This is a genomic window from Chitinophaga eiseniae (assembly GCF_012641265.1).
Classification (GTDB): domain Bacteria; phylum Bacteroidota; class Bacteroidia; order Chitinophagales; family Chitinophagaceae; genus Chitinophaga; species Chitinophaga eiseniae_A.
The window spans coordinates 227,832-248,959 of sequence record NZ_JABAHZ010000005.1 but is presented as its reverse complement, the minus strand read 5'-3'; the positions used below and the strand labels follow the sequence as shown (position 1 = coordinate 248,959).

The following is a 21,128-nucleotide window of genomic DNA, read 5'->3' as shown; positions in this document are numbered from 1 at the left end:
ACAACATGAAACGACTACCTATCTTCTTCATATTATGCGCCTGCAGTATTTTAACTGCCTGCTCAAAAAACTTCCTGGACCGTGCCCCGCTGGATCAGTACTCTGATGCTACCTACTGGACCACGGAATCGGATGCCGTGAAGTTTGCTTCCCGGATTTATGAGTTCCTTCCTTCCGCCGATTTTTTTGTTTGCTATGAAGGGATGAGCGATAATGCTTTTTCCAAAACAGCGTCCTGGGGCAATACCCTTCGCAATGCGCAGCTGATAGGCAACAGCACCTTTGTAGCCACCACCGATAACTTGGGCGATGAATGGCAATACGGCCAGGTAAGGCATTGCCTCGAATTTCTTGATCATGTGGATAAAGTGCCCGATATGAATGAAGGGTTGAAGAAAAGATTAAAGGCAGAAGTAAAAGTGATGCTGGCTTACCGCTATTTTATAATGGCTACACTTTTCAGGGATGTGCCTTTGGTGATGAAAGTATTTGCCACACCGGCAGCATCGGATGTGCCGCAGGATAAGAAAGCAGTGGTCATCAGCCAGGTGATCAAATGGCTGGATGAAGCCGCGCCCGATCTGCCGCCTTCTTACACCGGCGATGATAAGGGACGCTTCACCCAGGGCGCCGCCTGGGGGCTGAAAGCCAGGGTGCTGCTGTATACGGGCGATTATGCCGGCGCCGCTGCGGAAGCAAAGAAAGTAATTGACAGTAAAGTGTATTCCCTTTACGCAAATTATTATAACCTGTTCCAGCAAGAAGGGGATTACTCCTCCGAAAGCATTATCAGCTATATTCATGTAAAGGAATTGCGGGCCAACGGATTGCGTGATATTACCGGTGTGAACTCCGTTTCAGGAGGTACATTGTACCTGAATCCTCTGCCTTCATTGGTAGATGATTATGAAAGTGCCAGTGGTTATTATCCATATACCAAAGATCCCGCGTATGATGTGCATGCGCCATGGAAAAACCGCGACCCACGCTTAAATGCTACTATTTACTATCCGGGCAGCATGCTGGCCAATGATAAGATGTATGATCCTATTAACAGCACGCTGGATAAAATTGGTGGTGATAAAGCCACGTATACGGGTTATGCTTTTAAGAAGATGTTTGATAAAACAGAACTGGAAGCCCGTGATAATGGTGGCAACGACTGGAAGATACTCCGCTATGCAGAAGTATTGCTTACGTATGCAGAAGCGGCCAACGAGGCCACCGGTCCATCTGCAGAAATTACCAATACACTGAACGAAATCAGGACCCGTGCAGGCATGCCCGGTGTGGAAGCCACGTTTGCACTTAACGGCTGGAGTATGAACAAAGAAACGCTGCGTACCTTTATCCGTCATGAGCGCCGGATAGAGCTGGCGGGCGAAGGGCACCGTTACTTCGATATCCTGCGCTGGAGGATCGGGCAGCAAGTATTGAACGGACCTATTTATACCATGGATGCTTCTGCCGGGTTAACAGACATTCCTGCCACCGGCGGAAAAACCAACAAGTATCCGAAAACAAAGCTGGAAGACCGTCACTTCAGTACAGATAAATTCTATGTATGGCCCATACCACAGGGCATACTGGACCAGGGCCGCAAATTGGTGCAGCAGCCTGAATGGAAGTAGTAAATTTTTTTATTCTTTATATTTTAACTCATCAGCTTGTGAAAAAGAATCAGGTTATCAGCATTCTGGCGGCAGTACTGTTATTAATAACGGGGAGTACCGGCGCGCAGCAAAACCCATCGCTGCATACATTGCAGCAGCAATTTGTGGATCTGCGTTTCGGTATGTTCATCCATTTCAATATTCCCACTTTTATGGACGACGACTGGGCCGACCCGGAAGCCTCGCCGGCTATCTTCAACCCGAAGAAACTGGATTGCAACCAGTGGGCGGCAGCGGCCAAATCGGCGAACATGGCTTATGGTTGTTTAACTACAAAACATCATAGTGGCTTTGCTATCTGGGATACCAAAACCACTCCTTATAACGTGATGAACAGCCCATTGAAAAGGGACGTGGTGAAAGAGTATGTCAATGCTTTCCGCTCGAAAGGACTGAAGGTAATGTTGTATTACTCTATCCTGGACACGCATCATAAGATCAGGCCCGGGCAGATTACGAAAGAGGACATTAAAATGATCAAAGCGCAGCTTACCGAGTTGCTTACCAACTACGGCGAAATCACCGCGCTTATCATCGATGGATGGGATGCTCCCTGGTCAAGGATTTCATATGATGATGTGCCTTTTGAGGAAATTTATGGCCTGATTAAAAGATTGCAGCCCAATTGCCTGGTGATGGACCTGAACGCGGCGAAATACCCCGCAGAGGCATTGTTTTATACAGATATAAAATCGTATGAGCAGGGTGCAGGGCAGCATATTTCCACGGAGAATAATCACTTGCCGGCGCTGTCCTGTTTGCCAATTAATACGGCCTGGTTCTGGAAAGCGGATTTCCCCGCTACACCGGTAAAGAGCGTGGACAGGCTGGTGAATGAAAACATTGTTCCGTTTAACAAGGCATGGTGCAATTTCATTCTGAACGTGGCGCCTAACCGCGACGGGCTGATCGACAACAACGCATTGGAAACCTTAAAGCAGATTGGGAAGCAATGGAAAAACGACGGACCAGTAGCGGCATTACCAGCGTATGCATCTCCCATTATTTCACCTGACATTGCCAAGCACCAACCGGCCAATTCCAGCTGGAGCAATGATATGAACATCATGGATTTTGCAAACGACGATAGTTTCAGAAGTACGTGGCAGTCGAACCCCGCGGTGAAGCAACCCTGGTTTGAAGTGGAGTTTGACCGGCAGCAGGGCTTTAACATGATCGTGATGACCGAAGATAAAGCGCGTATTAAAAAGTACCGGCTGGAATATAATGAGAACGGGGAGTGGAAGCCATTGCCATCGGAAGGCGAGCATGCGGGGCGCGTGAGTATTCACCGTTTTCCGCGTGTATGGGGTAATAAAGTAAGGATACTGATAGACGATTATTCCGAAACGCCAGCTATTGCAGAGTTTGGCGTTTATAACGAGAAACGGTAACCGGTGAATTTGTCCGCAGTCTTTGTGCCTGGGAATATTTTCCAGGCACAAAGACTGCGGATTTTTTATTTTTTCTGATGGATATTTTCTCTCGTGGCTATCTAAAAATGAAAGAAGAAGGTGTGTTAATATATGATTTAACCTTGCTATCTTTTTTTTTGCTAGGTTTAAAATAACATCTTACAAAAATTTGTTTTCAGTTAAATGTAGTGTATAATAGCGGAAATATATTGCTGGCGATCATTGTGGAGCAACATCAAACGGGAAATAAATGGAGGTAAAGCTATGAATACTGAAAACTCACTTTATACCAATCTGAACATTGTGAAAAAATTACTTTATGACAAATGTGATTTCGAATTGACAAATGTAAAATTCAATTTAGAAAGTGTTGAATATGGTGCTTGTTCATTTGAACTTAATGGACACAGAGTTGAATATAGAGTTTCAAAAATTACGCCGACAAAGACAGGACAATTTGTAACTATTTGGAAGCGAAACAAAAATGGAATAACAGAACCTTTTGATATTTCGGACGACATTGATTTTGTTGTAATAACATCAAAAAGTGGCGACAACATCGGACAGTTTATTTTTCCAAAGGAAGTTTTGGTTGACAAAGGAATTATCTCAAAACACGGAAAAGACGGGAAACGTGGAATTAGGGTTTATCCCTTATGGGACACTGTGACAAATAAACAAGCAGAGAAAACTCAAAGTTGGCAGACCAAATATTTCGTAACAATAAAATTCGACAACACGACCGACCTTGACTTAACAAGAAAATTATTTAACGATAAAAACTGACAGCAAAGAAAACAACGAACCGCCAACAGCGGTATTGGCAAAAGTCTGGCAGACGGAGAATGATCCTGTCGTATCGTATAATTGGCAGGAGTGATACGAAAATCCCGACGGGTAGAAAAGCTTATTACTTATAATACTTCGAACACACTAATTATTTGATGGTCAAAGTTGAATTCAAGAAGGAGGGAATCGCATGAAAATCATTCAAACAAAAAAACGCCTTCAAATTCAACAATTTGAAGGCGTTTTGACTTTCTTAGCGGAGAGTCAGGGATTCGAACCCCGGGACCTGTTACAGTCAACAGTTTTCAAGACTGCCGCAATCGACCGCTCTGCCAACTCTCCAGGGACGCAAAAGTATAAAACGAAAACATTCTGGCAAAATTTCTTTTCAGTTTTTTGTAGAAAGAGCTGTTTATAGGTTAGTGGGTCCCTACGTAAATTGGCTGTGGTAAATACTTTTCGTAGTATTATTATCTTATTATTTAATGTGTAAAATTTATAATTATATATCCTTTTTTAGCAAAAAAACGCGTCAGCGGAACAGCCGCTCTTTCGCAACCTCCACGTCAGGGAGAAAATTAACCAACCTGCCCTTGTTACTTTCAAAGATAAAATCCTTCATAGATTGCCCGGGGTATTGACTGAAGTCGCCCACTATCGCTAGTTGTACTTTATAGTTGGAAAACTTTTGCAACACCTCACCGGCCAGGCGGGTTTTCAGGTCAAAGAAGGCGGGCGTAATGTTCTTTTCGTGCATAATGATTTTTTCGATATCCTGGTAATAAAGGTCCGCCATTAGTTGCAGCCCATCCTCTGCACTATGGAGGATAATATTGTTGGAAATGATTTCTGCTATCCGTTTACTGCCTTGTTCGTGTATCTGTATCTGCATGTTTTGGGTGTTAGTGGGAATACCTGCGCAAGGTACATTTATTTCGCCTGCCGCCATAGCAACACCCCGTGGAAGGAAATACACAGTTCGTATAACCGTAGTGGTAATAGGCATTGTCAAGGCTGATTCCGCAAGGTTGGCATAGTATATGCAAACTGGCAAAAGGAGTGACCCAATGAAGAACAATATAAATCTGAATGACGGGAGTAGTTTTTTCGGTATTGGCCAACAAGTAGTATTGTTGTGTTAACCACACGTGCATAGCCCTGGTATCATTTATTTAATCCGGTGTTTTTTCAGCCTTGTACCCTCATCACAGGCATGTGTTTGGGGATATTTTGTTGTGTAAAGCACCCGGGTCCATACGCTATGAAGAAGCAGTAGCTATCTGTTTGATTTTATTTATTATTTACGCATGATGTTGTGTATGCAGTTATACCGGCGCTGGTTGGATGACGCGGCCCGTTATTGGGAATGTTTTTCGCTAACCGTAAAAATTTCAATGGTTACAGGTGTGTTGGCCCTTATCTGCGCAGTAGCCATTTATGGATGGATGATGCACAGGTGGCGGCGACAGCAAACTTATATTTTCCGCGAAGCAACAGACAACTGGCTGGTGAACCAGGTGATCTGGCCGGCGGTGGTTTATGGAATTGTACCGGAAAAGCAACTGGCACACGCGCCGTTATTTAAGCACCCGCACGGGAAGCACAAACGACTTTTCATTCGCCAGCTGATGGCCTACCGGAAGAGTTTTACCGGCAATATCCCGGCAATTTTGCGTACGGTATACCTGCGGCTGGAATTACAGACCGAAGCAATGGCAGGGCTATACTCCCGGCGACCTGCCAGGGTACAGGCATCACTGGGGGAGTTATCGGGCATGGGTGTATGGATAGATGGACCGTTTATTCTCCGGCTCACAAAAAGTAAAAACGAACGTACCCGCTGGCTGGCACGCAGCTATATGGTACAATGTGCGCCGGCTCACCCGCTGGAATTTTTGGAAGAACCCAATGAAGTCCTATTGCCCTGGCAGCAGTTCACGTTATCCCGCATGCTCATGGCCAGGGAAGATATTCCCGTACCGCTGTTCGAAAAATGGATCGATCCCAGGTACCATCCTACGGTGATTAGCTTCGCACTCAGGCTGGCTACCTACTACCAGCAACGTACTGCCGTAAAAGTGATGTTACGTTTACTGCCGGTGTCAGTAGAAACACTGCGTATTCATATCATTAGTTGCCTGGGACAATTACAGGTAACTGAAGCAAGGCCTTTGCTGAAAGGTATGTATGAGATGGAGTCGCCTGCCTGCAGAACTGCTATTCTGCAGGCAATCGACCAGATAAATGCCGGTATTCGGCAGGGCCGTCACGGTATTACTATTTTGCGGTAGCTGGGAAGAAGCGTCTGCCAGTTCTGCCGCAACAACGAAGCGTTTGGCTCGCGCTCCCTCGCTTGAAAGTCTACTTTCAGCAACAAGGCAGCCCTTAAATATTTTCGCTTTATATACCTTTATGCGGCAAAAATTGAACACTACTATGCTCGACTTCGAAGCAGCCGCATCACAACAGGTGCAGGGAAAACAGGCCAGTTGATATGACTGCCGCGTTAACCTTTCTGCGTTACCACTTGTATCTTCTTATCATTTACCCGGACCCATACTTTCTTTTGTTCAGCTGATCTGATGCGGTACCCGGTCACTTGCCCATTTTTCCAGGTGCAATCCACCGTGTATCCTCCCCGGGCCTTCAGACCTTTAAAAGATCCGCTGGCCGCCCAGCCGGATGGTATTCCCGGCAACAAATGAATTTCACCGGCATGGCTTTGCAACAGCATCTCCGCTATGGCGCCAGTGATACCGAGGTTGCCGTCTATCTGGAATGGAGGGTGTGTAGTAAAAAGATTGGGCAGGGTATTATAAGTAAGTAGCCCGCGTACCATAATGCCGGCCTTTTCACCTTCGCCAAGGCGTGCCCAAAGCGCACAGCGCCAGGGCCAGGTCCAGGAGCGGCGACTATCGCCTATGGTTGATTCGACGGTGAATGGCGTGTTTTCATTTTTTCCGTAATTACCACTCCGGCTCCGCAACGAAATGACGGCGGCTTTGGCGAAATCCGGGTTAAGGGTCATACTGATCTGGCGGCCGGGATAAACGGCAAACAGGTGGGAAGTGTGCCGGTGCTGATCATCCGGATCATCCCTGTCTTCCTGCCACTCTTGTAATTGTCCCCATTTACCGATCTTGTTAGGGGCAAGATGTGCCTGCATATCTGCTACTTTCAGCTGGTAGGCTGAATCGATGCCCAGTGCCTTCGCTGCTTCCAGGTAGTTTTGAAAAAGGTCCCATACCAATTGCTGATCGTGCATGACGCCATCTTCCCGGGGACCATGCTCGGGCGACCATCCATCTGGCACCATCAGGTTGCCATCGGACGTTTTCTTTAAACGATCCTCCCAAAACTGGCAGATCTCTTTCAAAATAGGGTAGGCCGTAGTACGCAAATAGGTTTTATCCATGGTAAAAGCCCAATGTTCGAAAACATGTTGTGCATACCACGCACTGGCCGGAATATTCCATTCCCAGCCATTTCCGCCAAAAATACTCTGGCTGGTGCGGGCCGTCCATCCGCGTACATTGGCCCCGAATGCCTTCCGGGTAGCGATACGGCAGGGCTCTTCCGCAGCCTTGATAAAGTCTATCAGGGGCAAATGGCATTCAGATAAATTTGTCGATTCTACGCCCCAGTAGTTCATCTGGATGTTGATATTATTATGATAATCGCCAGCCCAGGGTGGTGTGTTGCTGTCATTCCATAAGCCTTGCAGGTTAGCTGGTAACCCGCCTATACGCGAACAGCTGGCCAGCAAATAACGGCCATACTGGAATATGGTTTCTTCCAGGTCAGGATCCGCACTGCCTCCTGTATATTTTTTCAGACGAACATCGGTAGGCAACAGTAACACGTCGGCATCTGTTTTCCCGATATCAATAGACGCTGCCCCGGTGAGACGGGTAAGGTCTTTCGTATGGCGGCTCATCAATGTTTGATAACCACTTTTCCTGGCAGCACTGATTTCCTGTTTAACCAGCGGCATCGGATCCGCCCCGCGCCACCCTGATTGGTAATCCGGTTTATAGTTTGTCCGCGCATCAATGTAAATGGTAATGGTATTGCATTTTTGAAATACCCAGTTATTCCCTTCTACCGAAATATTACCTCCTTCGTGCGCGATTTGCATGTTAGCCGCGTACTTCAGGTGATTGGGCATTTCACCCGTAAAGCTCAATCCATCTACGTTGGCAACACTTATGGCTCCTTGTGCAGACTGCATGGAGATTTTGCCGGATAAAGCTCCCTTTTTACTGGCAGTATACCGGAAAACCATTACCTGGTCGGGGTGACTGGCAAAGGCCTCCCGGGTATAGCGGGTATCGCCTATTTCAAAAGCAGTGGTATGCACCCCGGTTTGAATATTTAGCGAGCGATAATACCCTGTTACAGTATCCGTATGATTGAAATCTATTACAAATGTTCCGAAATTCCGGTATGAGCCGAAGCCATGATCCCCTGTTTCATATTCTCCATCCCAATTATTGTCGCCACCCCATAAACTCTGTTCGTTGTACTGTACCTTTTCCGTTTTGATACCACCGAATAACATGGCGCCCATTCTTCCATTGCCGATAGGCAAAGCCTGTGCATCCCATTTTTCGGCGGGTTGGGTATACCATAGCTGGTGACTGTGGCCAGTACCGACACTCACATGCTGGGCTGTAACAACTATAGAAAGGGAAAAGAAGATACAACACAGAATAGCGCCCAATAGCTTTTTCATTTTATGACTTTAGTTTGTTTGATGCATGATGAACGGCTAAATATACGTTATTGATGCCTTCGGTGTTGCCACTATATTGGCTAATACTAACAGTTTATTGGCATTCACTCACAGGGGGAATGTCTTTTCAAAAGGGGAAATACCCGAAAATGAAAAAGGGCATCTCAAAATTTTGAGACGCCCTTTTTCGGGATGGTTGCTGACAACTAGAATCCCGGGTTATTCGGTAAAAGATTAGGGTTTACATCTATTTCCTGCTTCGGCACAGGGAACAACAGGTTCTTTTCTGCAAACGTAGCATTGAACACTGTTTTATGACCTACAAAGTTGTCCCAGTTACCCGTTACATCGTTATGTACTTTCCGTGTCCGGATCATATCAAACCACATTTTATTTTCAAAGCACAGCTCATAGTAACGCTGCAACCATACTTCCTGTTCAAACGCTGTTTGCGACATGCCTGCCGGTAACGGTCCCAGGGTAGCGCGATCACGGATAGCCTTTACGTATTTGAGTGCATCGGCATTTGGGCCACCTTCTGCACGGTTGGAAGCTTCTGCATACATCAGGTATACATCGGCCAACCGGTATAAGGTGTAGTTCAGGTCAGATTTGGCGGTATTTACCACGGCCAGCGAATCGAAGAACTTGTAGATATATGTGTTCCTGAAGGTGACGGTATCTGTACTGTTTATCTTTCTATACTTGGTATAAAAGAATTGCCGTTCCTGTATGCGTTTATCTTTCGGGTCGAATGACTGTATAAACTGTGGTGTAGGATATACAGATCCATACTCGTCGGAGTATTTGGAGATACCCGCGTAATTCGGAATAGTGAGTGCTGTGAGCGGATTGGTAGACGGAACAGAGGCGGCATACTGTACCTGGAAAATGAATTCCCCGGTATTTTTGTTCAGCGGGTTATTCATATCCGTATAGTTTTTAAACAGGGAAGCGCCACTGTTGGTGATCACTGCTTTGGAAGCTGCGGCAGACAGTGCATAATACTGGGTACCGCCATTGATGGCGGCGCCGGCATACGTGAGGTATACATCGGCCAGCAGGCTCTGTATCATACTCATGGTTACATTACCGGTATTGTTAGACCATGGCAGGCTGGATTTAGCCGCAGTCAACAGGTCGGGAATGATGATGCTGTCGTAAATAGCTTTGGCAGGCGTACGCGGCAGATTCAGGTTCGGCGCAGTAGGAACGGTAGGCACTTCTGTAACTTTGGGAATGGCACCGTATAATCTTACCAGCTGAAAATAAAACAATGCCCGCAATGCGTGTGCTTCCGCCAGCTCGTTGGTAGTAGTGGTGGCATCCTGCACCGCTTTTGGAATGTTCTGGATAGCCAGGTTACAGGCGCCCACACCCAGGTACATCCGTTGCCACCAGGTGTCTACATAAAAAGAAGTAAAGTTGTAACTCAGGTTCTGGAAATTGATGAAGCCTGTTTGTCCCAGGTCGCTATTGGCTTTGCCGGTCATAAATTCCAGCAGGTTATACACGTTACCGCCATAAGAAGAGGGTTGGCCTTGCAGAAAGCCCTGCAGGTTCTGATAACAGCCGTTGGCAAATGCCCGGGCTACTTTCGGACTGGTAAGGTCAGCATCCGGCGTGAGGAAGTTGGTAGGCTTTTCGTCCAGGAACTTCTTACAGGAACAACTGAGCAACACCATCAACGCTATTAATATATGTTTAGTCGTTTTCATTTTCTGAATTTTTAATTCACTAAATAGATTGTCACTTCAACGGTTACACGAAACGGTCCTAAAAGTTAAGGTTTACACCCAGGTTCCACACGCGGGGGCGGGGATAAGGGAAGAAGTCAATACCCTGTGAAAACCCTGTATTGTTACCATAGCCGAAGTTGAATGTGTCTACTTCAGGATCATAACCGGTGTATTTGGTGATCAGGAACAGGTTTTGTACGCTGGCATAAATACGGAAGCGGTTAATGTGACTACGTTGCATCCAGGAAGCCGGGAAAGTGTAGCCCAGTGTAAAGTTCTGACCACGGATATAAGAACCATCTTCTACCCACCAGGTATCGAAGTGGGAATCCTGTGTGAACTTGTAGCTGCGTACCTGTGCAATGGAAGTATTCTGGTGATCCGGTGTCCATCCATCCAGCACAGTTTTCAAACTGTTGGCCAGTGTTTGACGGTCTTCTGTGGAGTGTTTGAAGGCTGCGGCGGTGTTCATACCCTGTACAAAGCGGATATCGGCGGTCAGATCCCAGCCTTTATATTTCAGTGTGGTGCTGAAGGTACCTGTCCATTTTGGGTTGGCGCGGCCAATGATGCTATACACAGGGTTGCCGGCAGCATCGTACACATATTTTCTGTCGCCCGGCAACAGTGAGTGTTTCGCGGCTTCGGCGGCTTCGTTTGTGCTGTAAGTACCCAACCTGGTCATGCCATAGAAAGAGCCGATAGGCTCACCTACTCTCAGCACATTCGTTTGCCCGAGGAAGTTAGGACCCGGGAAGATATCGGCGTTACCATCGTTGAGTGTCAGGATGGTGTTTTTGTTGGAAGTAAAGAGGAAGTTGGTAGTCCAGGTGAAATTAGGTGTTTGGATGTTGGTCGTGCTCAGTCCTATTTCCCATCCTTTGTTTCTCATGGATCCTACGTTTTTGTACACATTACCGTTATAGGTACCGGCAGACCATGGAATGGGGGCTGCCAGCAGCAGGTCGGTAGTTTTACGGTTGTAGTAGTCAACGGTCAGGTTGATACGGCTTTCTAACACGGAGAGTTCTACGCCGGCATCTACCTGGGTAGATTTTTCCCATTTCAGGTTCGGGTTACCAATATAGCCCGGTACCAAAGTAGGCTGGTTGGCGCCACCAATAACGGTTTGATCTGGTCTGTACTGGGCAAAGTTCTGGAACTGCCCGATTTCCTGGTTACCGGAGAGACCATAGCTGGCGCGTATTTTCAGGTTATTCACAAATTTGCTGTGTTTCAGCCATTCTTCTTCAGATACACGCCAGGCGGCCGCTACGGAAGGGAAGAACGCGAATTGTTTTTCCTTGCTGAACTTGGAAGAACCATCATATCTGCCGGTAGCGGTAAACAGGTATTTACTGTGCAGGCTATAGTTAACGCGTGCATAGTAAGAATTCATATCCCAGGGAGAAGTGAGGGAAGTAGCGTTCGACCGCACAGAACCGGCGCCCAGGTTATTCCATTGGAAATAATCGGTTACGAAGTTCTGTGTTTCTACCAGTGCATTTTCTCCTGAATATTTGAGGAAGGAAATACCGCCCACGGCATTCAGGGTACTGTTGTTGCCCAGGTCTTTGTTATAGGTCAGGTAGCTTTCTGACTGCCAATATTTGTTGTAATCATCTGTAATCCTGGCTACGCCGCCCTGGTCCTGCGATAAGTGAGGCAGGTCGGTGCCGCTATAGAAGTTAGCCTTGTTGCTTACCAGGTCGTAACCGAAGTCTGTTTTGAAGTCGAGGTCTTTGGTGATATGGAACAACAGGTACACATTACCCAGTGTATGCTGGGAGTTATTCAGCGTATAACGGCTCTGGGCAATATGTACCGGGTTTGGGCCTCCTTCCAGACCGGCAATGTCGTTGTTGCCGGCCCAGGTACCATCGGGGTATCTCACCGGTACAATCGGCACTTCTTCTGTTACCATCCTTGGTACGTTTAAGCTACCGTTACCATCAGATACCAGTCTTTGTTTGCTGGAAATGATATTCAGGCTACCACCTACTTTCAGCCATTTTTTCACATCATTGTCGAAAGTCAGGCGGGCAGAATATCTTCTGAACCAGGACTGCGTCATTAAACCGTTCTGATCGAGGAAGCCGAGGGAGGCGCTGTATACCAGTTTATCGGTACCGCCCTGGAAGTTGAGCTGATGACTGGTAGAGATGGCTGGTTTATACGTTTCTTTTTCCCAGTTGGTATTATACAATGGCTTATCATTGGCATCAAACAATTTTGGAAAGTTCTGATGATTCAGTGCTTTTGGAGGCGCCCAGGTGCCATGTTGCGGGTCGAACTTGGTGGCGTTCACAAAAGCTTCATTATATACTTTTACGAACTCGTCGGAGTTGAGGGTAGGCAGGTGCCGGGAGAGAGTACTCACGTTCACATCGCCCTGGTAGCTTACTTCGGTAGGGCCGGCTTTACCACGTTTGGTGGTGATCATAATAACGCCGTTGGCGCCCCTGGCTCCATAGATAGCGGTAGAGGAGGCGTCTTTCAATACTTCCAGGGAGGCGATATCGTTCGGGTTGATGGCGTTTCCATCTACGCCGGCTATTCCATCTACCACATACAGTGGATCTATGGCCGAGTTGATGGAGCCAATACCACGGATGCGCACTTTGGCTGCCTGGCCGGGTGCGCTGCTGTTGATGTTGACTTCCACGCCGGGTATTTTGCCCTGTAAGGCCTGGGAGATATTGGGTACAGGAGCGTCCATAATCTTTTCCGCTTTCAGGGAAGCTACGGCGCCGGTGAGGTCAGATTTCTTGACGGAACCATAACCAATTACCACGAGGTCGTTCAGCGTGTTTACCTGTACATCCAGCGCTACATCGATCACAGTTCGGTTACCTACCTTTACTTCCTGGTTGGCAAACCCCGTAAAGGAAAATACCAACACTGCATTGCTGTTGGGTACCGTCAATGAATACACGCCATTTTCATTGGCAATGGTACCGCTCGAGGTACCTTTGATGGCCACCGTGGTATTAGGGATCGCTGTCCCGTCTGCCGAATTGGTGACCTTGCCACTAACTTTAATTTGGGCCATCGCGTGCATGGAGAGCAGTATACATGCAAGCACATAAACAAGTGTTGTTTTCATAACAAGTCTTTAGAGATGATGGAATAATAGCCGGTAAATTGTTCTTCCAGTTGATAAGCGACGTGGGAATATTTTCATACGTGGATTCCCACTGCAACAAAATCGATTTAGTGTTGTTGAATCATGATAATAACAAGTTTTACATAGTTAGATAGTTTGATAATTACATAGTTAGAAAGTTAGATTCGGTTGATGAATTAATAATAATAACCGAACAGCCGAAATTGTTTACGCTTTAGTGCTGATTTGCTGTCCATTTTTTAAACGGCAATAGCATCTGACAACAGGTCGGCTTCTTCCCTGAAATTTGCTGGTCCTTCGGGTCTTCTCTGTTTACATTGTGCTCGTCATAGAAGCTGTTGTGAGCAATGATATGGTTCATGGGTTTAGTGCTGCAACAACTTCCGGTATATATCCATGCTAAATGAGGGCTTGTATCTTCTTATACCCAACCACGTTCAATCGTCTGCGTTCGGGTAAACGCAGGGCTGCTCCAGATCCACTCCATGCTTTGCAAAATCGTTTTATCACTGAGGGCTAAAAAAAGAATCAACCGGTGGCCGGTAGCCAGCGGCTTGTTTCCCTGAATCGATGCTGCCTGTGCTTTCGGATGACACTGTACCTGACTGCTCTCCGGTGTGAAAGCTGTAATGGTGATTTCCGCAGAAAGTGGAGCTATGAATAAGTTTTTCATCATGTGGTTCCGGGTTATTATGTACAAACATAGAAACATTAATGAATTAATGCAAGAAAAGTTTTTAACAAAACCTTAACCAGCTGATTTTTAATAAATTATTTTAAATTATCTCGTTATGGATAGATGTTATTTTTAATGTTTACACCGGATCACCCTTTTACAGGTACGAAAAACCACCACTGCACGCCAGAATCAGCGGTCGAAAATTGGTTTTCTTGTTATTTTCCAGTTTTTTTGCGGCATGAATTTGAGCATAGATCATAAAAATCCACTACCCCTTCATGTTCAGGCAGAAAACCTGTTACGGAATATGATCAAGGATCCGCAGTATGCCGGCGGAAAATTTTTACCCAATGAAATCCAACTGGCAAAGCAACTGGCTATCTCCCGGTCTACCTTACGCCATGCACTCAATAAACTGGTATACGAAGGACTGCTCATCCGGAAGAAGGGGGTAGGTACCAAAGTGGCCGAAACGGCCATCAGCTCTAAATCCAAGAACTGGCTGAGCTTCACGCAGGAAATGAATGCCCGCGGCATCACCATCAAAAACTTTGAATTACATGTTACCTGGGTATTACCCGATGAAACGGTAGCCAACTTCTTCGAAATCAGCCCCGATAGAAAAGTATTGAAACTGGAGCGCCTCAGAGGTAAAGCAGAAGGGCCTTTTGTATATTTTATTTCCTATTTCCACCCCAGGGTAGGATTAACCGGGGAAGAAGATTTTAAACGCCCGCTCTATGAAATACTGGAGAAAGAATATATGACAGTGGCAACGCTCTCCAAAGAAGAGATCAGCGCCAAAACAGCCGACAAATTTATTGCATCCAAACTGGAACTGGAACCAGGAAGTCCTATCCTGTTCAGGAAACGCTTCGTATACGACCAGGGCGAGCGCCCTATTGAATATAACCTTGGCTACTACCGTGCCGATAGCTTCGTATATACGGTGGAAAGCAGGAGAGACTAACTACTCTACTTATCAACAGATCATATTACAGCGCCGTACCAGCTTTATAAGCCGGTACGGCGCTATCGTATTAAGGCTGCGGCGCAGCAGCTGCATCTTTGGTCACCACCGGCCATACGCCCGGTTTTGGCACACTCACGCCTTTGTTGGAACCTCTAACCCCGGCATCCTGGCCAAAGTAATACAGCGGCCATCCCTTGTAGGTCAGCTGCTTTTTACCAAACACCGTGGTGGTGCCAAACAGCGTTTTATCCAGTATAGAAGGTACTACCACCTGGTCGGTTTCATAGATAGGCCAGATGGCATTGTTGGAAAAATCTGCTTTGGTAAAAGTATTCGCATTAAACTTATCCGGCGCGAAAGCATACAGTGTAACACCTTTGGCATCTGTGAAGTACAGGGTTTTACCGGTACCTTCGGTGTGGTCAGCCAGGTAATTTTTACCATCAGCGCCCACCAGCTGCGCATTTACCAGTTGTATAGTGTAGTCTGTTTTAGCCACAAACCATACATTATTCACCGCTTCTCCTTTGGTTTCTCCTGCTGCTTCCCGCACATTGCTACCACCTACATTAGGCGCAAAATAATACAGCGGCCATCCTTTATAGGTAGTTTGCTTTTTACCATCGGTAGTAGTAATGGTAGCGAAATCCTTGATGTCAAGACCGGTGCCCAGTGCTGCCTGTGCCAGGTTGTCGCCTGCATAATAAATAGGCCATACTGCGGCGCAACCACCACTGCAGTTGTTGGATCCGTTAAAGTCGTTGGAAAAATAATAAAGCGAATTGCCGTCTACATCAGTGATATGATTACCCACCGTGGCGCTGGCGCTGATTTGTACTACCGGCTTCGGTGCAGGCTTATCAGGGTTATTATTTTTGCTGCCGCAGGCGCTGAGGGCCACAATACCGGCTATAGCTACCCATGAGAATAAGGTGTTTGTTACGCAGTTCATGCTGATTAAAATTTTTTCGGGAATAAAATACGTACGCAACTGCCTGCCGCTGGCCAGCAAGGCAGCGCAATCCGGTACGTATACTTATTCGGAAGAAACAATGAAAAGGTTGCCACGATGAAAAAATATTTTCTACGGGGCGCTTGTTTAATACGATGATTAAAATGCGTCCCGCTCCCTATAATCTGCTAAATTTGTTGCCATGGTAAACGAACAATACTACCTGCAACAATACGAATCACAGGAAAGCGATACCCGGCTGGTGATGGAGGTCATGTCGGTGTACCTGTATCCCCTGGAAACTTTTACCATCACAGATGCGGTAAACCGCATCATGGAAGTGCACGGCACCCGGATCGGTGATATCCTGCAACACCTGGTTACTGCGGGACTGGCCATAAAAAATGTGACCGGCAGCTATTCGCTGACGCCGGAAATGAACTTTTGGCTGTTCCCCCAAACGATTACCAGGCCGGCTTTTGAGCAACTCCTGCCCGGCACCAGGCGCGCCATACATGCCTTTTATAGCATAAGCGCCCGCCTGCAAGACCTGCAGCAATTACTCACCGCTTATTTTACGGGCGACCGGTTACTATTATCGCTTCCCATCCGGAAAATAGAACAGGAGCTGGAAGAATACCAGCCCTATCTGTCGTACCTGCTGTATTTCCCGGCCTATGCGTCGCTGCTCGCACTCTTTAGCCAGGACAGCCTGCAGGAAATGGCCAGGTTTGCCTTGAAGTATAATGTTTTAAAAATGCCGTCGGTGGTGGTATTGGAAGCGTTCCGCCAACAATACGCCGTGAGCTTCCCCGAGCTTGCCCTGCTGCAGGGACACCTCGATCCGCCCGCTACCGATGATGACGCAGACGATATATATGCCCAGGCGGTGGTACAGCTCTATGCCAACGATCCCGGCAAAGCGCTGACCCTGTTTGAGAAAGGAATCAAACGGCAACGGCAGCACGATAAAAAAAATATCCTGCCCCTGTCGCCAGTATACGCATTCTATTACGCTTTTACGCTGGCACTCCTGCCGGGGGACCAGGTAAATCCGAAAATCAGTAAAATAACGGCCACGTACGAACGGAAACTATTCCCGGCCATTACGCCGGCCATTTGCCTGCTGCACTTTCATGCAGGTCGTAAGGAAAAAGGAGATAACCTGCTGCTTATTTTACTGGAAGGAGGAGAAAGCCCCCTGCTCAGCTACCTGTCGGTATTGTGTTTGCAGTTGTTGCATCCCAATAGCCGGTTGCTCCGCACCTTTGGCCCGCAGATCGGACGCCTGCTCAGCCTGGGCATAGAGCGGCAATATCGTTTACTGACCTACGAATATTTAAGCTTATTTAAAGGAGATGATTACCAGGGATATGAAAGCACTTTTCAGGAGATAGCCGCCATTACCCGCTACCCACCGGTATTTTCGCAAATGGAGCAAACGCCCGACTGGGAGCGGTTGCTGAACACTTTGCTGGGCGTAGATAGTCATCTTAGTAAAAAAGAGAAAAATGTAACGGCTTCCCGGTTAATTTACCTGGTAGACTTCGACCACTACAAAATACAGCCGGTGCTTCAGTCTTCCCAGGGAAATAATAGCTGGAGCGCCGGCAGGAATGTGGCGCTGAAAAAGCTGAAAGAAGGAAAGGCCGAAGCCATGACGCCCCAGGATTTTCGTATAGGCAATACCGTTCAAAAGGATCACTACTATAACTATGATGGGGAATCCTACTCTTTCGCAGAAACCGTCTGGCAGGAAATTGCCGGTCACCCGTACCTGTTTGCCGCCGATGATCCCACTATCCCTGTGGAAATCATAAAAGCGCCGCCGGAACTGAGCATCAACAATACCCGCCAGGGATATACCTTCAGCGCCAATATGGAGGACTATGTCAGCGAAACGGTGTTTGTAAAAGAAACCAGTACCCGGCTGAAGGTCATCTCCCTGACTGCCCAGCAACGGCGACTGCTGCAAACCCTGCAACAGGTACGCATAGTACCCCATGCAGGGAAAGATAAGCTGCTACAGGTGCTGAAAGGAATAGGCGCGCACCTCACCATCCATGCCGATATGGGCGATATGACGGCCAATATCAACAAACGGCCGGCCGACAGCCGCATTGTGATTCAGCTGCTACCGCTGGGCGAAGGATTAAAAGCCGGCCTGTATGTAAAGCCCTTTACAATGGACCCGCCTTATTGTAAACCCGGCACCGGCGCACACAATATCATCGGCGTCAGCAATGGTGAACGCTGGCAGGCTATCCGGGACCTGCCCCGGGAACAGGCCAACCTGCACGCGTTGATGAACCTCCTGCAAGGAGCCATCCTACCGGATATCTCCGATGATACCATCATTTTTGAAGATCCGCTGGACTGCCTCCAGCTGCTGGAGGTGATCCGCCAACACCCTGATCTGGTAAGGGCGGAATGGCCGGAAGGAGAGCGGTATAAAATAAAACAACAGGCAGGATTTGCGCAACTCAGCATCGGTATCCGGGAAAAGAATCACTGGTTTATGTGCGAAGGTGAGCTGAAAGTAGATGAAACTACCGTATTGTCGCTGAAAGACTTGCTGGATACGTCGCTCACCGTGAAGAAGCGATTTATTGCACTGCAGAATGGCGAATACCTGGCATTGACGGGCGACTTACGCAAACGGCTAAACGAAATGTCGAGTTTTGCCGGCATCGATCGCCAGGGTATCAGTGTCCCTGCTTTTGCCGCACCTGTATTGGAGGAGTGGCTGGAACAGGCAGGGGAAGTCAGTACCGATGCCGCCTGGAAAGACTTTGCCCGTAAACGGGCAACGGCGATGGAACTTAGCGTTCCTGTGCCGCTTACGCTGCAAACTACCCTGCGCCCCTACCAGGAAGAGGGGTTTCATTGGATGACCCACCTGGCGGCCTGGGGAGCCGGCGCCTGCCTGGCGGACGATATGGGCCTCGGTAAAACCATCCAGGCCATCGCCCTGCTGCTGCACCGGGCCACGGAAGGGGCTGCACTGGTTATTTGCCCCGCCTCGGTGGTGAGCAACTGGAGCAATGAAATCCGCCGCTTTGCACCCTCCCTGAATATACTGTTGTTGGCGAACAGCCGCCGTAGCGCCATGATCAAAAAAGCCGGTCCACTCGATGTGGTCATTACTACGTATGGATTGCTACAGGCGGAAGAGAAATTGCTGTCGACCGTCAAATGGCCTACCGTTGTACTGGATGAAGCGCATACCATTAAAAACTTCCAGACCAAAACATCCAAAGCGGCCATGTCGCTGCAGGCAGGATTTAAACTGATGCTAACGGGCACGCCTATACAAAATCATATGGGAGAGATCTGGAACCTCTTTAACTTCCTTAACCCTGGCCTGTTGGGTACCCTGGATCATTTCAATAAACAATTTGTATTCCCTTCTGTCCGTAACCCGGAAAGCACCGTGAAGCTGCATCTGAAGAAACTGATTGCACCTTTTATCCTGCGGCGTACCAAAACGGCGGTGCTGGATGAGCTGCCACAGAAAACAGAGATCCTGAAAATGGTGCCTTTATCGCCCGATGAAGCGGCCTTTTATGAAGCGGTGCGCAGGAAGGCGCTGGAAAATATCAAAGCGCAGGAGGGAAGTATGGCCCAGCAACATATCCGTGCGCTGGCTGAAATCAGCCGTCTGCGCATGGCGGCCTGTAGTCCGCAGCTGGTGGATGCAGAAACTGATATCGCATCTTCCAAATTGCAGGTATTCCAGGAAATAGTGGAAGAGCTGGTATCCAACAACCACCGCGCGCTGGTGTTCAGCCAGTTTGTAAAACACCTCGACCTGGTGAGGGAAGCATTGCAGGCACAAGGCATTACTTACCTGTACCTCGATGGTAGTACGCCCATTTCACAGCGTGATAAACTGGTAAAAGATTTCCAGTCGGGTAAGGGCCAGTTATTCCTGATCAGCCTCAAAGCAGGCGGGCTCGGACTGAATCTTACCGCGGCCGATTACGTGATTCACCTGGACCCCTGGTGGAATCCGGCTATCGAAGAGCAGGCCTCCGACAGGGCCTATCGTATCGGGCAAACCAGGCCCGTTACCATTTATCGCCTGGTAACGCAGCATACTATTGAAGAAAAGATTATTGCCCTGCACAATAGTAAGAGAGACCTGGCCGACCAGTTGCTGGAGGGCAGCGACCAGTCGGGCCGTCTTACTGCAAAAGAGCTGCTGGCGTTGATTGCAGCGGAGCATGAGGTATAAGTGAATCGCGATAATAGCTTTCTGCTTTTCGCTTTGCTCAAAAAGGAGAAGGACTGATACTTGTCCATCCTCCATCAATCACCAGGCTTTGCCCGGTGATATGCCGGGCGTAATCTGATACGAAGAATAGCGCTGCCTGGGCAATGTCCAGCGTGTGGGCCGGCCGTCCCATTGGTGTAATGGCCGACCAGGTTTTTTCGTAGGAAGGATCGTCTTGCGTACGTTCGGTGAGGGTGGCGCCGGGAGCAATTGTGTTGACCGTAATTTTAAAAGGAGACAGTTCTATTACCAGGTTTTTAGCCAGCATTTCCAGGGCGGCTTTACTCATGCCGTAAGCTGCCAGGTCTTTATGCGCCTGGTGGCCGGTTACAGAGGAGGTAAACAGGATGGCGCCTCCCTGTTCCTGTCGCTTCATTTGATTGGCCGCCGCCTGGGCCAGGAAAAAGGTACCGCCCAAATTCACCTGCATGACCCGGTTAAATGCCGTGGGACTATACGTAAAGAAATCGCCAAACAAAGTGATGCCGGCATTGGCAATCACGATATCCAGGCTGCCGTAGCGACTTACCACCGTGTTGACCATTTGTTGAAGAAAGGTTACATCACTGGAATCGCCAGGCATGGCAATGCAAATACCTTTGTCGGACGTAATTTCATCGGCGGCGCTGCGGGCCAGGGCATCATCGATATCATTGAGTATAACAATGGCGCCCCGTGTGACCAGCTGTTTGCATATTTCAAATCCAATACCCTGGCCGGCTCCGGTAACGATGGCTACTTTATTTTCGAAATTCATAACAGTTCTTTAA

Annotated in this window: 13 protein-coding genes and 1 tRNA gene; 6 read left to right on the top strand and 8 right to left on the bottom strand. The window is 47.9% G+C overall.

Going from position 1 to position 21,128, the window contains the following annotated elements; all coding sequences use genetic code 11:
* Positions 1–5: 5 nt before the first annotated feature.
* From HGH91_RS21210 to HGH91_RS21200, 3 genes are all read left to right on the top strand, one after another.
* The gene (locus HGH91_RS21210; protein WP_168740808.1) at positions 6–1,631 is read left to right on the top strand and encodes a RagB/SusD family nutrient uptake outer membrane protein; all 1,626 of its coding nucleotides are present in this window, start codon (positions 6–8) and stop codon (positions 1,629–1,631) included.
* A 38-nt stretch (positions 1,632–1,669) separates the two neighbouring features.
* Positions 1,670–3,067, top strand: a complete 1,398-nt coding sequence (locus HGH91_RS21205) for an alpha-L-fucosidase (RefSeq protein ID WP_317166846.1) — start codon at positions 1,670–1,672, stop codon at positions 3,065–3,067.
* Between the two features lie 285 nt (positions 3,068–3,352).
* Entirely contained in the window at positions 3,353–3,874 is a 522-nt protein-coding gene (locus HGH91_RS21200; protein ID WP_168740806.1) for a MepB family protein, read from the top strand.
* A 260-nt stretch (positions 3,875–4,134) separates the two neighbouring features.
* Here HGH91_RS21200 and HGH91_RS21195 read toward each other — a convergent pair.
* Both HGH91_RS21195 and HGH91_RS21190 read right to left on the bottom strand, forming a co-directional pair.
* Positions 4,135–4,219, bottom strand: a tRNA-Ser gene (locus HGH91_RS21195).
* Between the two features lie 190 nt (positions 4,220–4,409).
* Positions 4,410–4,769 (bottom strand): DUF4180 domain-containing protein, encoded by a 360-nt coding sequence (locus HGH91_RS21190; RefSeq protein WP_168740805.1) that lies wholly within the window; start codon positions 4,767–4,769, stop codon positions 4,410–4,412.
* Positions 4,770–5,184: 415 nt separating this feature from the next.
* Here HGH91_RS21190 and HGH91_RS21185 point away from each other — a divergent pair, with 415 nt between their 5' ends.
* Positions 5,185–6,168 carry a HEAT repeat domain-containing protein gene (locus HGH91_RS21185; RefSeq protein ID WP_168740804.1) on the top strand — a complete coding sequence of 328 codons (984 nt, stop codon included), beginning with the start codon at positions 5,185–5,187 and terminating at the stop codon, positions 6,166–6,168.
* A 215-nt stretch (positions 6,169–6,383) separates the two neighbouring features.
* Here HGH91_RS21185 and HGH91_RS21180 read toward each other — a convergent pair whose 3' ends face one another.
* From HGH91_RS21180 to HGH91_RS21165, 4 genes are all read right to left on the bottom strand, one after another.
* On the bottom strand, positions 6,384–8,612 hold the full coding sequence (locus HGH91_RS21180) for a glycosyl hydrolase family 95 catalytic domain-containing protein (RefSeq protein ID WP_168740803.1): 2,229 nt from the start codon (positions 8,610–8,612) through the stop codon (positions 6,384–6,386).
* A 206-nt stretch (positions 8,613–8,818) separates the two neighbouring features.
* A complete protein-coding gene (locus tag HGH91_RS21175; protein WP_168740802.1) occupies positions 8,819–10,330 on the bottom strand; it encodes a RagB/SusD family nutrient uptake outer membrane protein in 1,512 nt (503 codons plus the stop codon).
* Between the two features lie 58 nt (positions 10,331–10,388).
* Positions 10,389–13,457 carry a SusC/RagA family TonB-linked outer membrane protein gene (locus HGH91_RS21170; protein ID WP_168740801.1) on the bottom strand — a complete coding sequence of 1,023 codons (3,069 nt, stop codon included), beginning with the start codon at positions 13,455–13,457 and terminating at the stop codon, positions 10,389–10,391.
* Between the two features lie 442 nt (positions 13,458–13,899).
* Positions 13,900–14,154 (bottom strand): hypothetical protein, encoded by a 255-nt coding sequence (locus HGH91_RS21165; protein WP_168740800.1) that lies wholly within the window; start codon positions 14,152–14,154, stop codon positions 13,900–13,902.
* A gap of 241 nt (positions 14,155–14,395) precedes the next feature.
* Here HGH91_RS21165 and HGH91_RS21160 point away from each other — a divergent pair, with 241 nt between their 5' ends.
* Complete coding sequence (locus HGH91_RS21160) at positions 14,396–15,127, top strand: GntR family transcriptional regulator (RefSeq protein ID WP_168740799.1); 732 nt, start codon at positions 14,396–14,398, stop codon at positions 15,125–15,127.
* A 70-nt stretch (positions 15,128–15,197) separates the two neighbouring features.
* Here HGH91_RS21160 and HGH91_RS21155 read toward each other — a convergent pair whose 3' ends face one another.
* Complete coding sequence (locus tag HGH91_RS21155; protein ID WP_168740798.1) at positions 15,198–16,082, bottom strand: hypothetical protein; 885 nt, start codon at positions 16,080–16,082, stop codon at positions 15,198–15,200.
* A gap of 202 nt (positions 16,083–16,284) precedes the next feature.
* Between HGH91_RS21155 and HGH91_RS21150 the strand changes: the two genes are divergently transcribed.
* Entirely contained in the window at positions 16,285–20,319 is a 4,035-nt protein-coding gene (locus tag HGH91_RS21150) for a DEAD/DEAH box helicase (protein ID WP_168740797.1), read from the top strand.
* Positions 20,320–20,356: 37 nt separating this feature from the next.
* Here the strand turns inward: HGH91_RS21150 and HGH91_RS21145 are convergent, their stop codons facing one another.
* Positions 20,357–21,115: an SDR family NAD(P)-dependent oxidoreductase gene (locus HGH91_RS21145; protein ID WP_168740796.1), complete on the bottom strand. Its 759-nt coding sequence runs from the start codon at positions 21,113–21,115 to the stop codon at positions 20,357–20,359.
* Between the last annotated feature and the right edge of the window lie 13 nt (positions 21,116–21,128).